General features: G+C 51.8%; 20 protein-coding genes. 11 read left to right on the plus strand and 9 right to left on the minus strand.

What is annotated here, in order from left to right; all coding sequences use genetic code 11:
- Positions 1-9 precede the first annotated feature (9 nt).
- The 5 genes from lptA to ptsN all read left to right on the plus strand — a co-directional run bounded on the left by lptA (position 10) and on the right by ptsN (position 4,195).
- Positions 10-567 carry a lipopolysaccharide transport periplasmic protein LptA gene (lptA, locus tag LKE13_RS02855; protein WP_227948184.1) on the plus strand — a complete coding sequence of 186 codons (558 nt, stop codon included), beginning with the start codon at positions 10-12 and terminating at the stop codon, positions 565-567.
- 14 nt (positions 568-581) lie between these two features.
- A complete protein-coding gene (gene lptB, locus LKE13_RS02860; RefSeq protein ID WP_227948185.1) occupies positions 582-1,355 on the plus strand; it encodes an LPS export ABC transporter ATP-binding protein in 774 nt (257 codons plus the stop codon).
- A gap of 33 nt (positions 1,356-1,388) precedes the next feature.
- Positions 1,389-2,936 carry an RNA polymerase factor sigma-54 gene (gene rpoN / locus LKE13_RS02865; protein WP_227948186.1) on the plus strand — a complete coding sequence of 516 codons (1,548 nt, stop codon included), beginning with the start codon at positions 1,389-1,391 and terminating at the stop codon, positions 2,934-2,936.
- A 159-nt stretch (positions 2,937-3,095) separates the two neighbouring features.
- Entirely contained in the window at positions 3,096-3,689 is a 594-nt protein-coding gene (gene hpf, locus LKE13_RS02870) for a ribosome hibernation-promoting factor, HPF/YfiA family (RefSeq protein ID WP_227948187.1), read from the plus strand.
- Positions 3,690-3,730: 41 nt separating this feature from the next.
- The gene (ptsN, locus tag LKE13_RS02875) at positions 3,731-4,195 is read left to right on the plus strand and encodes a PTS IIA-like nitrogen regulatory protein PtsN (RefSeq protein ID WP_227948188.1); all 465 of its coding nucleotides are present in this window, start codon (positions 3,731-3,733) and stop codon (positions 4,193-4,195) included.
- A 30-nt stretch (positions 4,196-4,225) separates the two neighbouring features.
- On the opposite strand, the gene LKE13_RS02880 is transcribed toward ptsN, so the two are convergent.
- Positions 4,226-4,444 carry a DUF1150 domain-containing protein gene (locus LKE13_RS02880; protein WP_227948189.1) on the minus strand — a complete coding sequence of 73 codons (219 nt, stop codon included), beginning with the start codon at positions 4,442-4,444 and terminating at the stop codon, positions 4,226-4,228.
- A gap of 33 nt (positions 4,445-4,477) precedes the next feature.
- Positions 4,478-4,936 carry an Hsp20 family protein gene (locus LKE13_RS02885; protein ID WP_227948190.1) on the minus strand — a complete coding sequence of 153 codons (459 nt, stop codon included), beginning with the start codon at positions 4,934-4,936 and terminating at the stop codon, positions 4,478-4,480.
- 192 nt (positions 4,937-5,128) lie between these two features.
- On the opposite strand from LKE13_RS02885, the gene LKE13_RS02890 reads away from it, so the two are divergent.
- On the plus strand, positions 5,129-6,640 hold the full coding sequence (locus tag LKE13_RS02890) for a 3-hydroxyacyl-CoA dehydrogenase (protein WP_227948191.1): 1,512 nt from the start codon (positions 5,129-5,131) through the stop codon (positions 6,638-6,640).
- A 15-nt stretch (positions 6,641-6,655) separates the two neighbouring features.
- On the opposite strand, the gene LKE13_RS02895 is transcribed toward LKE13_RS02890, so the two are convergent.
- From LKE13_RS02895 to nthA, 4 genes are all read right to left on the minus strand, one after another.
- On the minus strand, positions 6,656-6,919 hold the full coding sequence (locus LKE13_RS02895) for a hypothetical protein (RefSeq protein WP_227948192.1): 264 nt from the start codon (positions 6,917-6,919) through the stop codon (positions 6,656-6,658).
- Positions 6,920-6,984: 65 nt separating this feature from the next.
- Positions 6,985-7,347 carry a nitrile hydratase accessory protein gene (locus LKE13_RS02900; protein WP_227948193.1) on the minus strand — a complete coding sequence of 121 codons (363 nt, stop codon included), beginning with the start codon at positions 7,345-7,347 and terminating at the stop codon, positions 6,985-6,987.
- Positions 7,337-8,005 (minus strand): nitrile hydratase subunit beta, encoded by a 669-nt coding sequence (gene nthB, locus LKE13_RS02905; protein WP_227948194.1) that lies wholly within the window; start codon positions 8,003-8,005, stop codon positions 7,337-7,339. The genes LKE13_RS02900 and nthB overlap by 11 nt, the downstream gene beginning before the upstream one ends.
- Position 8,006: 1 nt before the next feature.
- Positions 8,007-8,627 (minus strand): nitrile hydratase subunit alpha, encoded by a 621-nt coding sequence (nthA, locus tag LKE13_RS02910; RefSeq protein ID WP_227948195.1) that lies wholly within the window; start codon positions 8,625-8,627, stop codon positions 8,007-8,009.
- 171 nt (positions 8,628-8,798) lie between these two features.
- Between nthA and LKE13_RS02915 the strand changes: the two genes are divergently transcribed.
- The 3 genes from LKE13_RS02915 to LKE13_RS02925 all read left to right on the plus strand — a co-directional run bounded on the left by LKE13_RS02915 (position 8,799) and on the right by LKE13_RS02925 (position 11,162).
- Positions 8,799-9,377, plus strand: a complete 579-nt coding sequence (locus LKE13_RS02915) for a carboxymuconolactone decarboxylase family protein (RefSeq protein WP_227948196.1) — start codon at positions 8,799-8,801, stop codon at positions 9,375-9,377.
- Between the two features lie 100 nt (positions 9,378-9,477).
- On the plus strand, positions 9,478-10,380 hold the full coding sequence (locus tag LKE13_RS02920) for an ABC transporter ATP-binding protein (protein ID WP_227948197.1): 903 nt from the start codon (positions 9,478-9,480) through the stop codon (positions 10,378-10,380).
- A gap of 5 nt (positions 10,381-10,385) precedes the next feature.
- A complete protein-coding gene (locus tag LKE13_RS02925; protein ID WP_227948198.1) occupies positions 10,386-11,162 on the plus strand; it encodes an ABC transporter permease in 777 nt (258 codons plus the stop codon).
- Positions 11,163-11,177: 15 nt separating this feature from the next.
- Here LKE13_RS02925 and LKE13_RS18725 read toward each other — a convergent pair whose 3' ends face one another.
- Complete coding sequence (locus LKE13_RS18725; RefSeq protein ID WP_321576128.1) at positions 11,178-13,445, minus strand: NADP-dependent malic enzyme; 2,268 nt, start codon at positions 13,443-13,445, stop codon at positions 11,178-11,180.
- Positions 13,446-13,541: 96 nt separating this feature from the next.
- Here LKE13_RS18725 and mutS point away from each other — a divergent pair, with 96 nt between their 5' ends.
- Together mutS and LKE13_RS02945 are read left to right on the plus strand one after the other, a co-directional pair.
- Entirely contained in the window at positions 13,542-16,208 is a 2,667-nt protein-coding gene (gene mutS / locus LKE13_RS02940) for a DNA mismatch repair protein MutS (RefSeq protein WP_227948199.1), read from the plus strand.
- An 86-nt stretch (positions 16,209-16,294) separates the two neighbouring features.
- A complete protein-coding gene (locus LKE13_RS02945) occupies positions 16,295-17,065 on the plus strand; it encodes an SDR family NAD(P)-dependent oxidoreductase (RefSeq protein WP_227948200.1) in 771 nt (256 codons plus the stop codon).
- Between the two features lie 8 nt (positions 17,066-17,073).
- On the opposite strand, the gene LKE13_RS02950 is transcribed toward LKE13_RS02945, so the two are convergent.
- Positions 17,074-17,703: a LysE/ArgO family amino acid transporter gene (locus LKE13_RS02950; RefSeq protein ID WP_227948201.1), complete on the minus strand. Its 630-nt coding sequence runs from the start codon at positions 17,701-17,703 to the stop codon at positions 17,074-17,076.
- A gap of 4 nt (positions 17,704-17,707) precedes the next feature.
- On the minus strand, positions 17,708-18,130 hold the full coding sequence (locus LKE13_RS02955; protein ID WP_227948202.1) for a DUF1801 domain-containing protein: 423 nt from the start codon (positions 18,128-18,130) through the stop codon (positions 17,708-17,710).
- Positions 18,131-18,205: the final 75 nt, after the last annotated feature.

Consider the following 18,205-nt stretch of genomic DNA (forward strand, 5'->3'; position numbering starts at 1 on the left):
CATCCCCAAATGCGCAGGCTGACAAAAAAAGTGAATATACTGACCCTTGCCATTGGCCTGCTTTTAATCGGCCTGCCACAAAGCACATTGGCGCAATCTGCACTCACGGGGGGTAGCATTGACACCAACCAGCCGATTGAGATCACGGCAGACTCGTTAGAAGTGCAGCAAGCCAACCAGCTTGCCATTTTTGAGGGGAATGTTCAGGTTGTTCAGGGCGAGATCAGGATGCGGGCCGCCAAGCTGATGGTGCATTATTCCGACAAAAACCAGTCAACAAATGGAGAGCCCGCCAACATTCGCCAGATCGACGCCTTAGGGGATGTTTTTCTCTCCAGCCCGCGCGAAACAGCGCAGGGCGACAAAGGCGTCTACGATGTTACAAATAAGCAAATTGATTTGCAGGGAAATGTGGTATTAACGCAGGGAAAGAATGTTCTGCGTGGCAACAAGCTGACCCTGGATCTGATCACCGGCAAAAGCCGCGTTGAAGGCGGCGGCGCGACAGATGGCAGCACAGGCCGTGTAAAAGGGATTTTTGTTCCTGAAAAGAAAGCCGGCGAGTAGAGTTAGAGACGGATATGACAACAGGAACAGAGGAATTGGATCGGGGCCCGCGACTGGTAGCAGAAAATTCCGGCCTGAGAGCGCAAAACATCGGGAAGTCTTTTAAAAAGAGACCGATCCTTCGTGGCGTTGACATAACCGTCAACCGCGGTGAGGCCGTTGGCCTTTTGGGTCCAAACGGTGCCGGTAAGACAACCAGCTTCTATATCATTTCAGGATTACTGCGCCCAGACTACGGGACGATTTATCTTGACGGTCGCGATGTTACGGACCTCCCCATGTATCGTCGCGCCCGACTTGGTATCGGTTATCTGCCGCAGGAAGCATCGATTTTCCGTGGCATGAATGTAGAGCAGAATATTCGATCCGTTCTTGAACTTATTGAGCCAGTCCGCGAAAAGCGCGAGAACCAGTTAGAGAGCCTGCTGGCAGAGTTTTCCATCTCACACCTTCGTCGCACGCCGTCGATTGCCCTGTCGGGTGGGGAGCGTCGCCGGGTTGAAATTGCACGCGCACTGGCGGGCCAGCCGAACTACATCATGCTGGACGAGCCCTTGGCGGGCATCGATCCAATCGCAGTCGGCGACATTCGCGATCTGGTTTCTCATCTCAAAGACAGGGGAATAGGTGTTCTGATTACGGAACATAATGTGCGTGAAACGCTTGATATCATTGACCGTGCATATATTCTTAACGAAGGACGTGTCATAAAGGAAGGAAATCCGTCGGAAATCGTATCCGATGAAGGAGTGAGACGCGTATATTTGGGGGATCGCTTCAATCTCTAGACAGCTTGAGATTGACGGGGATCAGGAGAGACAATGGCGCTAACGCCCAGACTTGATCTAAGGCAAAGCCAGCAACTTGTGATGACACCACAGTTGCAGCAAGCAATTAAGCTGTTGCAATTGTCCAATCTCGACCTTGCCGCCTATGTGGAGCAAGAACTGGAGAAAAACCCCCTCCTTGAACGCGATGAGACGCACCCCGATGAGGAAGAGTATCTTACTGCGGATAACGATAGAGACATCGAAAATGACAGGGATTCTACACCGCTTGAAGAAATAACCATTTCTGACGAAGCCCCCCTTTCAGCCGCTGAAAATACTGCCATCGACACAGATTACGACAATATCTATACAAGTGACGCCGCTCTCGATGCCCCGTCGGATGTGATTGGCGCGGATGCCGCCAATACCGGCGTTCTGGCGGCAAGTTCAGGGGGAAGCAGTTCCTTTTCCGGAACTGACCTCAATCTTGAGAATACATTGAGTGAGGAACTGTCACTTCACGACCATCTCAGTCAGCAGCTAAATCTCCTATCTCTGTCGCCAGCAGACAAACTGATTGCGTCATACTTAATCGATATGGTGAGTGATGCGGGATACCTTGTTGGCGATCTAGGCAACGCGGCAGAAAATCTAGGCTGCACGACAGAAAGACTTCAGTCAGTTTTAGAAACGTTGCGCGGCTTGGAGCCAACCGGCGTTTTCGCTACTGATCTTACGGAATGCCTTGCTTTACAGCTAAAGGAAAAAAACCGCTACGATCCGGCCATTGCAGCACTTCTTCAAAACCTGCCGATGCTGGCCGAAGGAAACCTCAAAGGTTTGCTGGAGGTTTGCGGCGTCGATCAGGAAGATCTCGCCGAAATGATTGCGGAAATCAAGGCCCTCGATCCAAAGCCCGGACTGCAATTCGGCGGCGAGGTGGCCCAGACTGTAGTGCCCGATGTTTTCGTTCACCGGCGGCCGGACGGTGGCTGGCAGATAGAGCTAAACAGCGAAACTCTGCCCAAGGTACTGGTTAACAATCGCTATTATTCGGTTATCAACAACAAATCGCGGCGTAAGGAAGAGAAAGAATATCTGTCCGAATGCCTGAACTCCGCCAACTGGCTGGTAAAATCCCTCGACCAGCGGGCGCATACTATACTAAAGGTTGCCACCGCGCTTGTCGAAGAGCAGGAAATGTTCTTCACTCAAGGCATTGAATTCCTCCGCCCGCTTAACCTTAAAACAATTGCCGAGGCGATCTCGATGCATGAGAGCACCGTCAGTCGCGTCACGTCCAATAAGTATCTGGCTACGTCCCGCGGAGTGTTTGAGTTAAAATACTTCTTCACTTCCGCCATCAACTCGACATCCGGTGGCGATTCCCATTCAGCTGCGTCCGTCCGGCATAAATTAAAACAGCTTGTGAATGATGAAGCCCCAAATCGTATTCTTTCCGACGACAAAATCGTTGAATTGATGAAACTTCAGGGGATAGATATTGCACGGCGGACCGTTGCAAAGTATCGTGATGCTATGAATATTCCGTCGTCCGTGGAAAGACGGAGAATGAAGAAGCAGTTGATTGCTTCATAAATGGGATGCAACAAAGGATGCCTCTGGCACGGCGTTTTTCCGTTTCAAATAGCGTGTGTTGACATTGCCACGCGCAAAAACTATGGTCCCGCCCTCAAATGGAATTTAGCGCTATTTTTGGCGGGTATTGGCCTCACTTCTTAAGATTGGATCATTGAGATGCATGTGATTGTAAAAGGTAAGCAGATTGATGTCGGCGATGCCCTTCGCGAGCATATCGAAGGGAGTCTGGAAAACGGCGTTTCCAAATATTTCGATAATGCCATCGACGCTCAAGTAACACTGAGCAAGAACAGCCATAACTTTCACACAGAATGTAATGTTCATATCGGCTCTGGCATTGACGTTGCGGCCTCGGCCGATCATACGGATGCCTATAGCAGTTTCGACGCTGCTTTAGAGCGCGTTGAGAAACAGCTCCGCCGGTATAAACGCCGACTTAAAAGCCATCACGGTAAAGAACGGTATCAGGCAAAAATGGCCTTTGCCGCCCAAAGCTATGTTCTGGCACCAGAGCCAGAAGAAGACCCATCCGAAACGGACGCCCAGGACGATTGGCAACCCATGATCATTGCGGAAAGTAGCGCAAATATTCCCGACTGCTCGGTGGGCGAAGCCGTAATGCGGATGGATCTTGCAAATCTGCCCGCCATGATGTTTCAGAACTCCTCCACGCGGGAACTGAATGTGGTGTATCGGCGGCCCGACGGCAATATCGGCTGGATCGACCCCAAAGTCGAAAAGTCCGCATAAATTTTATTTGCCGTCTTAATTCAGCAACCAGATCAGGTATCATGGAAATCAGTGATCTTATTCAGCCGCAGACTGTCTTTGCGGATCTGAAAGCAACCAGCAAAAAGCAGGCATTGCAGGAGTTGGCTCGCCGCGCCGCTGTTGTAACCGGCTGCGCCGAGCGGGACATTCTGGACGTTCTGATTGAACGCGAGCGTCTAGGCACCACAGGTATCGGCAAGGGCATTGCAATCCCTCACGGCAAACTTCCCGGAATTGACAAGGTGTATGGCATATTCGCGAAGCTGAGCACTAGCGTCGATTTCGATTCGATGGACAACCTGCCGGTCGATCTCATGTTTTTGCTGCTGGCTCCTGAATCATCCGGCGCCGATCATCTCAAGGCTCTCGCCCGCGTATCCCGCACGCTACGGGACAAGGGGCGATGTGAAAAACTGAGGGGCAGCCAGGATGCGGACGCTTTATACGCAATTCTGACCGAAGAAGGCGCACAGTCCGCCGCCTAATCCTATTGAGAGAAAATTTCGCTGCCGCGCCTAGTTAACCAGAAACGCCTCAAAATCATTCTGGCGAGCGACAACCATTGCGGCATCGGCTGATTTTTCTTCTCCGAGTTGCTGGCCATTGGCGGCGAAAATGCGAAACACAACGGCATCGTTTTCTCCAACGGCACGGATATAAGCCATATCCATAGATCCCAGCATACCAAAGGCAGCGGGACTTAGCTGGCGGAGAGTAGCTTCCTGATATTGCATTTATAATACTCCTTAACGCGACCCAATAAATTATTATTCAATAAATTCTGACGAATTGACGGGCTTCATTTCTTTTTTTGAACTTTTCTTTCTGATCTTGATTTGATGGCTTTCAGTTTTCGGCGTGGGCAACTGCAATTCAATATGTAGAAGGCCGTTTTCCATATCGGCGCCGGTAACTTTCAACCCTTCCGCAAGAACAAATTTACGCTGGAACTGGCGGGCCGCGATTCCACGGTGAAGAAACACACGCTCCGACTCGTCCTTCTGCTTACCATGAATGATAAGTTGGTTTTGTTCCAGTGTTATCTGAAGGTCGTCCTCGGTGAAACCGGCAACAGCAAGCGTGATGCGCAACTCTCTATCGCCCATCTGCTCAATATTATAGGGCGGATAACCTTCCTTCGAAGATTTCGACAACTGGTCGAGAATCTGGTCAAACCGGTCAAAGCCGAGCATCAGCGGGTGATTAAATGATGATGCACGCGGCATACATATTCTCCTCCAAATGAGCGAGCCTGCTGCCGATCAGTTATTAACCGCAGCTTTGAATAGCCCAATAAGGCACTATCATTAAGTCATGTAAGGATTCCCTGCCCTAGCATCAAGGTAGGGTTTTACAAATTTCATGCGCACGGTATAAGTCGGTCATAACTTTCTACAAGAACAATAATGGAAAATAGAATGAGTATCGACCCGCAAAAGCAGGATTTAAAGATTGGTATCGTCGGCGCCGGCGCAATGGGCCGGGGCATCGCACAGGTATCCGCAACCGGCGGCATGCTGGTTTATATTTTCGACGCCGCTGAAGGTGCCGCGGCAACAGCGAAAGATTTTATCACTTCCATGATAAGTCGTTCCGTTGAAAAAGGCCGCATGGAGAAAAGTGAAGGCGACGCAGCGATTGGGCGCCTTCATGTTGCTGAGGGCATCGACGGACTTTCGGAGTGCGATCTGGTCGTCGAGGCCATTGTCGAGAATATCGACATCAAACAGAAGGTGTTCCAGCAACTCGAAAATATTGTCAGCCCAGACACCATTATCGCCTCCAACACATCAAGTATCCGAATTTCCTCCATAGCCTCGGCCTGCACCCATCGCGGTCGGATCGCGGGCCTGCATTTCTTCAACCCGGTCCCGCTGATGAAGCTGGTCGAGGTCATTAATGGCACAGACACAAGCGAAGATGTAACCAAGGCGCTTGAAGTCATCGGAAAGCGGATGGGCCGCGTTCCCGTCGTGGTCAAGGACGCACCCGGCTTCCTGGTTAATCTTGGTGGCCGTGCCTATACGACGGAAGCACTGAGGATCGTCTCTGAAGGCGTTGCAACACCGTTCCAGGTGGACGCCATCATGCGAGAAGCCTGCGGTTTCCGCATGGGCCCGTTCGAGCTTATTGACCTAACGGGGATTGACGTTAATTTTCCGGTCAGCCAGATTATTTACAACGGCTATTTTCAGGATAAGCGCCTGTCTACCTATCCTCTGCATGAAAGCATGATGGAGGCGGGTCGCCTTGGTAAAAAAACCAAGGCCGGTTTTTACGAATATACCGAGGACAGCACAATCATCCGCCCGGACGTAGAAGAGAAAATCTCCGCGAGCCCTGCGCGTCGTGTTGTGCTCGCGGAGCCTTCTGCCGCGCTGGATGGTTTGCTGCGGGATCTGGGCGTGAGTGTTCTTTCTGAGGACGATGGCACATCGCCTATTCTCGCTGATCCAATTGGAGAAGACTGCACGGCACTATGTGTCCGCCTCGGTCTTGATCCGAAACGTCTTGTCGCCATCGATACCCATACAGGCGTTTTCTCCCGCGCGACTGTTATGGCCGCCCCCGGTGCCAACGAAGAAATCGTTCAATCCGTTATGGCAATGTTGAGCGAGGTTTCCGGCGGCGTGACGCGTATCAAGGATAACCCGGGTTTCGTTGCCCAGCGTATCCGCGCGATGATCGCAAATCTTGGCTGTGAAATGGCCCAGATCGGCGTTGCCACTCCGGAAGATATCGATAAAGGCATGAAGCTGGGGCTCAATTACCCATTAGGTTCAGTTGAGCTTGCAGATAATATGGGTACCCGGAATTGCTTGACGATTATGGAAAAGCTGCAGGAAATTACCGGGGAAGATCGTTACCGACCAAGCCAATGGCTCCGCCGTCGCGCACTTCTGGACCTACCAATCCACACATTGGATTAACGCTGAAGCGCCCGTCTACTGGACGGGCGTTTCGTCTTCACGTTCCGACGCCATCTGCGCCATTTCCTGAAGAGCGCCTGCAGCATTGCCGCCGAGGCTGGTTTCTACCGCCTGCATCATAGTCGCAATCACGGCCGCCGTGAAATGTTCACGCTCAAGCCCGGCGGATACACAATCCTGCAAAGCTTTGTCGAGATGACCCGTGATTATCTCGGCAGCTTTATCCAGCTTGTCTTTAATTTCGGGATCAGGCGATGGCGGTGAAAAATTATCAGACACATGCTTTCCAGTTTTCTAGTTTCATTTGACCAGAGACATAAGACTTTGGAACACTATACGCAAATCTATTTCGATGATTTACGGATTTCAATTGGCTGACCATGCGGCGTATGTTCCGACGCTTCTCGCCACTCTGCCTTTCGCGCAGAAAGCTGTTCAGGCGTGAGTAATGCTTTTTGATCGACGATTTTTTCTAGTGCCGAAAGCCAGCATTGGTAATAGGCAGCATTCCCGACACCTTGCCCCGACACTGTATCCGCTGCGATTTCAGCACCGAATACTTCCGCCCATTCACTCCAGCTAAATTGGCCCCCTTCATTCAGTTTGACTGTCATGGCAAACGCCTGAGCTTGCCATGGCTCATCAAACACAGGTCCCTCTTCATCCTGCGGGATATTGATGGATTGCAGAACTGGATCAAGCGCCATCGCCAGTCGCCTCCAGATAATCATCCCACAGATCGATATAAACATAGTCGCCTTCGGTGCCATCCGGCCCCCAAAGTTCCGTAGAGGCAAACTTCACACTGTAGAGAGGTTGCGGATTGCTTTTGCCATGTGCGCTTGCATCCGGAAAGATATGCGGACCATAGTCGGCAAAGATCTCGCCAACATGCCCTCGTGCATACCGTGGTAGGCGCGTATGCCCAATTGGGTGGAAATTTTTTGCCCGCACTTTGTCCCCTACCTTGAAACGGCTCGGCTTTCCATCCTCAGTAATATAGGTTCCGCCTTTGTCCATAACTGTATCGACGTCCCGGCCTTTCAGGGCCGGACGTGGCGTCGTTACCGGCGCCGGCGGAATATCGCCTGAGAGCTCCTCTTCCGAAATCATGCCTTTTTCACTCAGTATTCGGATAAGGCCATCCAGCCAGATTTCATAGTAGCTACTGGCAAGATATGTCGCCGGATCCATGCGTTCCCGGGCATGGCGTGATTCATCAAGATTGCGAACGCCCACAGCAGAAATCGCATTGTTCATGGCAAACATCCGCTTTTCCCAGTCTGCATGGAAAACCGGTTCATTCTCCTCAAGTTCTATCGGACCCATGCCATGCATACCGCCCATATCATGAATACCATCCATATCAGACACCCTCCACCGTAGCCGGGCTATCCGCTTCGCGCGTGCCGATCATGCTGTCACGATTGACAAGCTCCGCAAGTGCCCCTTCATCTAAGCCTTCCGTGCCTTCAGGTCTTTTTGGGATAACAAGATAACGGGTTTCCGCCGTACTATCCCACACCCGCACCTCCTGACTCTGCGGAAGCTGGGTTCCAAACTCCTCCAGTACTTTTCGGGGTTCACGAACAACGCGCGCGCGATAGGGCGCGGATTTATACCAGACCGGCGGCAGGCCCAGTACTGGCCAAGGGTAGCAAGAGCATAATGTGCAGACTACGACATTGTGGATATTGTCCGTATTCTCGACCGCCACCAATTCTTCCCCTTGCGCACCTGTAAACCCAAACTCAGCGACTGCCGAAGTCGCATCTTTCAAAAGCCGCTCGCGATACGCCGCGTCCACCCAGGCTCGTGCGACGACTTTTGCGCCATTCCTAGGCCCCACCTTGTTTTCATATCTGTCAATCAAAGCATCGAGTGCCTCTGCCTCAACAAGCCCTTTTTCAATAAGCAGGGATTCAAGGCTCTTCACCCGAAGAACTGTCTCCGGTAGTGGATCGCCATGCTTGTGTTTAGCTGCCATTTCACCTCTCCCGACTGAATGAGTTTTCTTAAGACTTCGTTAAGGTTCTATCAGCGAATATAGGCTGCAATTTTATGGAGCACAAAAGCATTTGCGAAAAATATGCCGGATCCTTGCCGCGCGTCTTTGTGCTGTGCCGTCTGCCTGGTACGCATTTGCGAGGGAAACGAAATGACCTGGATCAGAACTATCCCGATGGAACATGCGGACGGTCCTCTTAAAAGCCTTTATGAGCGCATCAGAGGTGAGGACGGGGAACTCGATACTGTTATGGTCGCCCATTCCCTACGCCCGCATATGATGGAAGGGCATATGATCCTATCCCAACATGTACTGAACAACAGTGCCAACGCGCTCGCGAAATGGAAAATTGATGCGATCGGGGTCTATGTCAGCCTATTAAATGGTTGTGACTACTGCGCAGATTTTTACTTCAAGGGCCTCTCCGATCTTTTAGATGATGAAGATTATTCAAACAGACTCTGGACCGCATTTGAAGCAGACCAGCCGGATCATATTCTCGCCGGTCCGGATCTCGCAATGATGCTCTATGCCAATCTGTTAACGACACGACCAAACCAGATTTCCGTGAATATGATTGATGAACTTCGAAATTCGGGGCTCTCAGATGGCGAAATCCTCGAGATAAATCAGGCGGTTTCCTATTTCTCGTATGTCAACCGCACCGTACTTGGCCTTGGTGTGTATGAACAGAATGACCCGGACAACACCGAGCCGACTTACACCTAATTCCTCAGTAAACAACCAAAACTCAATATTGAAGACCAAAGTCTTGCCCTTTGAGGTCAAACTCCATACCCTCCCGCTCTGATAGCGCAAGAGGGACCCCATGGAGAGCACAGCCGTCATCACCGCAACTAATCTTGTCAAACGTTACGGCAAGCTTGAAGTGGTCAAGGGAATCGATTTTTCCGTACCGGCAGGACAGTGTTTCGGCCTGCTTGGACCCAACGGCGCGGGCAAGTCCACGACCATGCGTATGATCATGGGCCTATCTGAAGTTACCTCTGGGGAACTGAAAGTTTTCGGCGAGCCCGCCAGCCGAATGAGACGGGAGATAAAGGCGAAAATCGGCCTTGTACCGCAGGAAAGTAATCTCGACCCGGACATCACGGTTCAGGAAAATCTTGTCGCGTTTGGCCGATATTTTGCGCTTTCCAAATCTGCTATTGATCAGCGAACGGCTGAACTGCTCGATTTCATGCAACTCAATGACAAGAAATTTGCGCCGGTAAATGCTCTTTCCGGCGGGATGAAGCGGCGGCTAACGATTGCACGAGCCCTTATTGGCAGCCCTGAAATGGTGATCCTTGATGAGCCGACAACCGGGCTCGATCCGCAGGCCCGCGTGCTCATCTGGAAACAGCTGACGGAACTCAAAAAGGAGGGGCGCACCCTTTTGCTAACCACGCATTATATGGATGAAGCGCAGCGGCTTTGTGACCAGATTGTCGTTATTGATAACGGCACAATCCTAGATCAGGGCACGCCAAAGGAATTGATCGCACGCCATGTGAAAGGTTTTGTGTTCGAAGTGCAAAAACCCAACCTCGCCGCCTCTTCCGAAAATCGGTGGGATCAGGAGGACATTGGCGATTCCGTGCTCTATTTTGTCGATGACACTGCAGAATTTATTGCTGATCTGCCCGAAGAGGCGATCTATCTGCATCGACCCGCCAATCTTGAGGATGTTTTCCTACGCCTGACCGGGCGAAAACTGAGGGAGAATTGAGCCCGATGAAAATGCCGGAATCTGTTTATGTATTGGCGGTCTATGATCGCCAGTATCGAGTGTTCAGAAAGCTTCTGGGCTCTTCTCTCGTGTCGAACGTCGCCAACCCTATTCTGTTCCTGTTCGCCTTTGGATTTGGCATGGGATCCTTCATCGACACAATGTCGGGGATGAGTTACCTGACGTTCGTTGTCGCAGGTATGATCGGATATTCGGCTGCCTTCGCGGCAAGTTTCGAGACATCAATTGGCGCTTTCACTCGCTATTTCCTACAGAAAAACTGGGATGCTATTCTCTCGACTCCAGTTACATTAGCAGAATTAATGATGGGAGAAATCCTCTGGGCGTCGGTGAAGGCCCTATTCTCGGCCATTTGTGTCCTGGTTGTTGGCTGGCTATGGGGCGGCGTCCCGACTTCTTTTGAACCGCTCCTGACCCTGCCAATCGTGTTTCTGGGTTCAATCTGTTTTGCCTGTGCGGGACTGGTCGCGACCGCCTACGCCAAGGGATATGAATTCTTCGCCTATTTCTTCACTTTCTGGGTGACACCCATGTTCGTGTTCTGTGGCGTCTTCTTCGACATTGGCCGCTTCCCAGAATTCGTCCAGTATTTTGCCTGGTTTTTCCCCATGACGCATCTCGTAGCAGCCATCCGTCCACTCACCGCCGGCACGGAGTTGGATGTCGCCACCATCATGCTACATATCATCTACATCGTTGTGTTCAGCGCCGCAGCATTCTGGATTGCTCACAGAAAGCTACACCAGAGGCTATATGATTAAGACATAGGCTATTCGTTACTGACTAGCCTCATGCGCGGCAAGCGCCGCCATGTTGACCAGATCGGAAACGGTTGCACCGATGGGAACAATCTGTACCGGCTTTGACAACCCGACAAGCAACGGGCCAATCACTTTGCTCTCTCCCAACACCGGTAACAGTTTCGCTGCGATATTGGCGGAATGCAGGCCGGGCATAACCAGAACATTGGCCGGTCCGGACAAGCGGCAGAATGGATAGAAGCTCGCCATCAAGTCGGGGTCCAGCGCGACATCTGCGGAAATATCGCCCTCATATTCGAAATCAAGCTCTTCGCGATCCATCATCTCAACGGCGTCGCGAATGCTGTCGGCCGTGTAATGCTTCGGATTGCCAAAATTGGAATAGGACAGAAGCGCAACACGCGGCTCATGGCCTAAGCGTCTCGCTACCTCAGCTGTTTCCTTGGAAATGGCGACAAGCTCTTCCGCCGTTGGCAAGGTAGTAACAGTCGTGTCGGCCATGAAGACAGTACGATCACGACCAACAATAACGGAAACGCCAATCACAAGCTGATCCGGTTTTGGATCGATCACTTTCTGGATTTCCTTGAACGCGACAGAGAAGCGCCTGGTAACACCCGTGAGAACCGCGTCGGCATCTCCCATGGCGACCATGCAGGCAGCAAAAATATTTCGATCCCGATTTACAAGGCGAGCACAATCCCGAAGCAAATAGCCTTTCCGCTGCAGCCGCTCATAGAGAAATTTATAATATTTCTCGCGATTCTCCATCTCCCGCGCATTATAAATCTCTATGTTTTCAGAGCCTTCAATGCCGATCTCGGCCATGATTTTACGAATTTCATCCTCGCGTCCGATCAGGACCGGAATGCCATATCCTGCTTTTTGGAATTCGACGGCGGCGCGGATAACCTTTTCTTCCTCACCTTCGGCGAAGACAACACGGCGCGGCGCGGCGCGCACTTCATCGAGGATAAGCTGCAAGGAGCCTGCCGTCGGATCGAGACGCGCCCGAAGCTCGTTACGATAGGCCAGTTCGTCGATGATGGGACGACGAGCAACGCCGCTATCCATGGCCGCTTTTGCGACCGCCGTCGGCACATGGCTGATAAGCCGCGGATCGAATGGCACGGGGATAATATAATCCGGGCCATAGATCGGCCGCTTACCTTTGTAGGCGGCGGCGACTTCATCGGGGACATCCTCCCGCGCGAGTTCGGCCAATGCCTCCGCAGCGGCGATCTTCATTTCCTCATTGATCGTTGTCGCCCGCACATCTAGTGCCCCGCGGAAGATATACGGAAATCCGAGAACATTGTTCACCTGATTCGGATAGTCAGAGCGTCCCGTCGCAACGATCGCATCTTTACGAACTTCAGCAATTTCCTCCGGGCGGATCTCTGGGTCCGGGTTGGCCATGGCGAAAATAATTGGCTTATCTGCCATAGTCCCGACCATTTCCTTGCTAACGGCATCTTTTACGGATAGTCCGAGGAATATATCCGCGCCCTCCATCGCCTCTTCCAGTGTGCGGGTTTCTGTTTCAACCGCATGGGCCGATTTCCACTGGTTCATCCCGTCTTCACGGCCCTGATAGATCACACCCTTGGTATCGCAAAGGATGGCGTTGTTATGCGGCAAACCCATCGCCTTGATCAGTTCAAGACAGGCGATTGCCGCAGCGCCCGCACCGTTGACCACGACTTTGCAGTTCTTGAGTGACCGCCCCGTCAAGTCCAGCGCATTAATAATCCCCGCCGCGCAGATAATTGCTGTGCCATGCTGGTCATCATGAAAGACAGGAATATCCATAAGCTCGCGCAGGCGTTGCTCGATAATAAAACACTCGGGCGCCTTGATATCTTCCAAATTGATACCGCCAAAACTAGGTCCCATCAGGCGAACGCAATTGACAATCTCATCAACGTTTTCGGTATCAAGCTCTAAATCAAAGCAGTCGATATCGGCAAAGCGCTTAAACAGGACTGCCTTTCCCTCCATCACAGGCTTGGACCCAAGTGCACCAAGGTTGCCAAGGCCAAGCACGGCAGTACCATTGGATATGACGGCAACGCGATTGCCCTTCGTCGTGTAGTCATACACTCGCTCCGGATCGTCCGCGATGGCAAGGCACGGTCCGGCGACACCCGGTGAATAAGCAAGAGAGAGATCCTGCTGGGTCGCAACGGCCTTGGTCGCGACAATTTCAAGTTTTCCGGGTTTGCCCTGCGCGTGATAGCGCAACGCCTCTTCATATTGGCTGAAATCCGGTTTATCGCTCATCGACCCGTGTCCTCACAAAACTTTTGTCATTTATTTCTAGGTTAAAAATTACGATTAAGCAGTTGGCAAAATGGCCTGCTATGGTAGTTTTCCTTCATGCCTACCTTAGTCAAAACCAAGTCGCAACCGAATAAATCAGTAACCCCCATGATGGAACAGTATCTCGCCATCAAGGAGGCGCATCCTGGCAGCTTGCTGTTTTATCGGATGGGTGATTTTTACGAGTTGTTTTTTGACGACGCCGAAATCGCCTCAAAAGCACTTGATATAGCGTTGACGAAACGAGGAAAGCACGAAGGCGATGACATTCCCATGTGTGGTGTTCCCGTTCATGCGGCGGATAACTATCTGCAAAAGCTGATCCGTAAAGGACATCGGGTCGCGGTTGCTGAACAAACGGAAAGTCCGGCGGAGGCGAAGAAGCGCGGCTATAAAGCCGTGGTTGCGCGAGAGGTTGTGCGACTGGTTACGCCGGGCACCATTACCGAAGACAGCCTTCTTGATGCCAGAAGCCATAATTTTCTGCTCGCGCTCGCACGGGCTGGAAAAGATTATGCCATGGCCTGGCTTGATATATCTACCGGTGAGTTTTTTACGGTTGGTACCGAACTGGATGATCTGCCTACCCAGATTGCACGCCTCCAGCCCGGTGAAATTCTGGTTTCGGATAAGTGGTTGGATGAAGAGAATTTTTCGGAGCTTATGAACGACTGGGGAAAAGCGCTGACTCCACTGCCGTCTGTCCGTTTTGATAGCCAAAATGGCGAAAAACGCCTCAAAGTGCTGTTCGATGTGGCAACCCTTGATGCTTTCGGTGCCTTCAATCGAGCAGAGCTGGCTGCAGCGGGCGCACTGGTTGACTATGTAGAGCTGACGCAGAAGGGTAAGTTCCCCCTGATCAAAGCACCGGTGAAGCTCGCCGCCTCAGATGTTATGTCCATCGATGCCGCAACCCGCCGCAATCTTGAGCTAACCCGCACAATGACTGGAGAGAAAAGCGGAAGTCTGCTCGCCACAATCGACCGGACGGTCACTGGCGGTGGAGGTCGTCGCCTCGCCGCAGATTTATCAAGCCCTCTTACTGATCCTGCAAAAATCACCGAACGGCTCGATATGGTGAGCTTCTTTACCAGCGACCATGGCCGGCGGGAGCGGCTTCGCGAGATCCTGCGGCGCTGCCCGGATACTGAGCGGGCGCTTTCTCGCCTGACACTGGGGCGGGGTGGGCCACGTGACCTCGCTGTAATTCGCGATGGCCTTGCGGAGACAGCGAATATTCGGGAATGTATGGCCACAAGCGGTCTTGATTCCCTGCCCGCTGGTCTGACAGAGGCAAGTGAACGGCTTGGATATCACGCGGAAATTGTTGAACTCTTGCGCGCGGCCCTCTCGCCGGATGTCCCTTTACTGGCGCGAGATGGCGGCTTTATCGCTCGCGGTTTTCGTGCCGATTTGGAGGAATTCCGCACGCTCCGCGATGAAAGCCGTCGGCATATTGCTAATCTGCAAGCGGCATACGCGAAGGAAGTTGATGTCCCCTCTCTCAAGATCAAGCATAACAATGTGCTTGGCTATTTTATCGAGATCACACCGCGATTCGCCGACAAAATGACGGAACATTTCATCCACCGTCAGACCATGGCAAATGCAGTGCGCTATTCGACAGTTGAACTTGGCGAGCTGGAGGACAAAATCTCACGCGCGGCGGATCGGGCGCTGGCGATGGAAATTTCCTTATTCGATGAGCTGGTCGAAAAAGTGAAAAAGGCCGGACCGGCAATCCTCGCCGCGGCCGAAGCCATTGCCCGTATTGACGTCGCCGCAAGCAATGCAGAATTGGCGACAGAACAATCCTACTGTCGCCCTGTCGTGGATAATAGCCTTTGCTTTGATATCGCCGGAGGTCGACATTCGGTCGTCGAAGCCGCACTTAAAGCCAGCGCCGAAGCCGATTTTGTTGCCAACGACTGTTGCCTCAACGAAGCGCAGCGGCTCTGGCTTCTGACTGGCCCGAATATGGCCGGTAAGAGCACATTTTTACGGCAGAACGCACTGATTACAATATTGGCGCAGATGGGCGCTTTCGTACCCGCAAATGCCGCCCATATTGGCATAGTTGATCGGCTTTTTAGCCGCGTTGGCGCCGCCGATGATCTCGCCCGTGGTCGTTCAACCTTTATGGTCGAAATGGTGGAGACTGCCTCAATCCTCAATCAGGCGGGCCCGCGCGCCCTTGTCATCCTTGATGAGATTGGTCGGGGAACCGCTACATATGACGGTCTGTCCATTGCATGGGCGACGGTTGAAAACCTGCATGACATCAATCAGTGCCGGGCTCTGTTCGCAACCCATTATCACGAATTAACGGCGCTCGCCGCCAAGCTTGATGCGCTTCAGAACCACAGCATGCGTGTACGGGAGTGGAAAGGTGATGTCATCTTCCTGCATGAAGTTGGAGACGGATCGGCAGATAGGTCCTATGGCATTCAGGTTGCGAAATTAGCTGGCCTTCCCAAAACCGTCATAAAGCGGGCGGAGGCCGTTCTGGCTGCGTTAGAAGAAAAGGATCAGGGCTCGGCGGCAACGCGGCTCGCCAACGACCTCCCGCTTTTTTCTACGGTGATTGCGGAAACGGCGGCGCAGGAAAAGACAAAAACGCCATCCAAGCTTGAAGAGCGCGTCAAGACCATCAATGTTGACGACCTTTCACCTCGCGAGGCGCTCAACCTGCTTTATGAACTCAAGAAACTGAGCCGTGACTGACCAACTAATTAATGACAACGCAGTCACAACTCATTAGGTTTCAACTCAGAATAAACCACTAAAAATAACAATAAGGGAGACATAATATGTTTGATCTGACCGGCAAAAATATTGTCATTACCGGCTCCAGCAAGGGCATCGGCAAGGCAATTGCCCATCAAATGGCACTGGCAGGGGCAAAGGTTACGATTTCAAGCCGGAAGGCAGAAGTTTGCGAAGAAGTGGCGAAGGAAATCAATGATAGCCTGCCAGAGGGAAGCAGCGGTCAGGCAATTGTCATCCCCTGCAACATCAATTCTAAGGAGTCACTGCAAAACCTTGTGGATGAAGCTCATAAACAGATGGGCGAAATCCATGTACTGGTTTGCAATGCAGCCCTCAACCCCTTCTTTGGCCCGTCCACAGACATCCCCGATGATGCGTTTGACAAAATTATGGCCGCCAATATCAAGTCAAACCACTGGCTCTGCAATATGGTTCTGCCTGAAATGAAGGCCCGCAAGGATGGCGCCATCATCATTGTCTCCTCAATTGGCGGCATTCGAGGTTCGGCTGTTCTGGGGGCCTACAGCATTTCCAAGGCAGCAGATATGCAGCTCGTCCGCAACCTTGCCGTTGAACATGGCGCAGACAATATTCGCATCAATGCGATCGCTCCAGGTTTGATCCAGACAAATTTTGCGCGGGCACTTTGGGAAGACCCGGAAATTCTGAAACGTGCAACATCACGTGCGCCGCTGCAACGGATCGGGCAGCCAGAAGAGATTGCTGGCGCCGCCATATTGATGGCCTCTGATGCCGGGACGTTCCTGACAGGCCAAACAATCGTGATTGATGGCGGCCAGACGATCACCTGATCCAGCCTTTAATCTATTGCGGCCAGCTGATCATAAATAAGGCTGGCCGCAATAAAAAACATCATCGTGGCGACAATCAACTCGAGGCAGCGGGCACCCGTCCGGTTCTGCATTACTGGCGCAAATAGTCGCGCGCCATATCCAATAGCGAAAAACCAGACGAAAGATGCAACGACCGCTCCGATCACAAAGTAAATCCGCGCATTTATTGCATATCCCGAGGCGATACTACCCAGCAAAATCACCGTATCCAGATAGACATGCGGATTTAAGAATCCAAACGCGAGCGTCAATAGAATTGCTTTTCGGGTTGAGGTAATAAACGGTATTTCATCAATTGCCTGAATGGGCTCCGGCCAGATTGCCCGCCGACAGGAAAGAAAACCGAATAGGATCAGGAAAAGCGCGCCGCCCCAGCTCGCCCATGGCACCAGCGCGGGAAAAGCCGCAATGAAAGAGCCAAGTCCCATCGCCCCTAACAGGATTAACGATGCGTCAATCAAGGATGATAACAGGCAGATGATGAATATCTGGTCGCGCCGTGCACCCTGACGCAGGACAAACAGGTTCTGCGCGCCGATGGCAATGATAAGTGCGGCACCCATTACCGCGCCATCTACTAAGGCCCAAAAATCCATAAGGTCAAGCCTTGAATACGTTGGATTTGCGCCGGTGATACGTCAACGCCGCGGTGATAAATTCCCGAAGCTCCGGAGTTGCAAGGGTACTATCAGACTCAAAAAAAATAGCGCGCGTCCCGCTATAATGAAAAGTATCCGGATACCGATCTCTGAATTCATTAATAAGGCTGGTCTGACAATGCACGAATAGACCACACATATTCTTTTCCTTGGACGGCGCAAGCCGGATTGGCGTGCCCGCCTTGCCACTTGCATTATAGCTTGGCTCCCCCCATTTCAACGTTTCACTCAATTTCATATCGCCGATTGTTTCGGCAGTCTCGAATATAAGCTGCCTTAGCGCCAAAAGTTTATTTCTTTGTTCTTTGGGATAGGATTTATATGCTGCGGCAACCGACAAATCGTCAATATCGAACTGTTTCATAACAGGGGACCTGTTGGTAAGATTCCGTACTTCAAAATATCAATGATCATATAATTCGGGCTTTTGGTCCCAATA

The organism is Sneathiella sp. HT1-7, from assembly GCF_020731145.1.
Taxonomy (GTDB): domain Bacteria; phylum Pseudomonadota; class Alphaproteobacteria; order Sneathiellales; family Sneathiellaceae; genus Sneathiella.

Coding starts and splice junctions, on each gene's coding strand:
- ptsN (WP_227948188.1), top strand. CDS start 3,731: ATGGAAATCAGTGATCTTATTCAGCCGCAGACTGTCTTTGCGGATCTG.
- LKE13_RS02885 (WP_227948190.1), bottom strand. CDS start 4,936: ATGCCGCGTGCATCATCATTTAATCACCCGCTGATGCTCGGCTTTGAC.
- LKE13_RS02955 (WP_227948202.1), bottom strand. CDS start 18,130: ATGAAACAGTTCGATATTGACGATTTGTCGGTTGCCGCAGCATATAAA.
- LKE13_RS02900 (WP_227948193.1), bottom strand. CDS start 7,347: ATGGCGCTTGATCCAGTTCTGCAATCCATCAATATCCCGCAGGATGAA.
- nthB (WP_227948194.1), bottom strand. CDS start 8,005: ATGGATGGTATTCATGATATGGGCGGTATGCATGGCATGGGTCCGATA.
- mutS (WP_227948199.1), top strand. CDS start 13,542: ATGCCTACCTTAGTCAAAACCAAGTCGCAACCGAATAAATCAGTAACC.
- LKE13_RS02890 (WP_227948191.1), top strand. CDS start 5,129: ATGAGTATCGACCCGCAAAAGCAGGATTTAAAGATTGGTATCGTCGGC.
- LKE13_RS02950 (WP_227948201.1), bottom strand. CDS start 17,703: ATGGATTTTTGGGCCTTAGTAGATGGCGCGGTAATGGGTGCCGCACTT.
- LKE13_RS02880 (WP_227948189.1), bottom strand. CDS start 4,444: ATGCAATATCAGGAAGCTACTCTCCGCCAGCTAAGTCCCGCTGCCTTT.
- lptA (WP_227948184.1), top strand. CDS start 10: ATGCGCAGGCTGACAAAAAAAGTGAATATACTGACCCTTGCCATTGGC.
- LKE13_RS02925 (WP_227948198.1), top strand. CDS start 10,386: ATGAAAATGCCGGAATCTGTTTATGTATTGGCGGTCTATGATCGCCAG.
- nthA (WP_227948195.1), bottom strand. CDS start 8,627: ATGGCAGCTAAACACAAGCATGGCGATCCACTACCGGAGACAGTTCTT.
- LKE13_RS02945 (WP_227948200.1), top strand. CDS start 16,295: ATGTTTGATCTGACCGGCAAAAATATTGTCATTACCGGCTCCAGCAAG.
- LKE13_RS18725 (WP_321576128.1), bottom strand. CDS start 13,445: ATGAGCGATAAACCGGATTTCAGCCAATATGAAGAGGCGTTGCGCTAT.
- LKE13_RS02920 (WP_227948197.1), top strand. CDS start 9,478: ATGGAGAGCACAGCCGTCATCACCGCAACTAATCTTGTCAAACGTTAC.
- rpoN (WP_227948186.1), top strand. CDS start 1,389: ATGGCGCTAACGCCCAGACTTGATCTAAGGCAAAGCCAGCAACTTGTG.
- lptB (WP_227948185.1), top strand. CDS start 582: ATGACAACAGGAACAGAGGAATTGGATCGGGGCCCGCGACTGGTAGCA.
- hpf (WP_227948187.1), top strand. CDS start 3,096: ATGCATGTGATTGTAAAAGGTAAGCAGATTGATGTCGGCGATGCCCTT.
- LKE13_RS02915 (WP_227948196.1), top strand. CDS start 8,799: ATGACCTGGATCAGAACTATCCCGATGGAACATGCGGACGGTCCTCTT.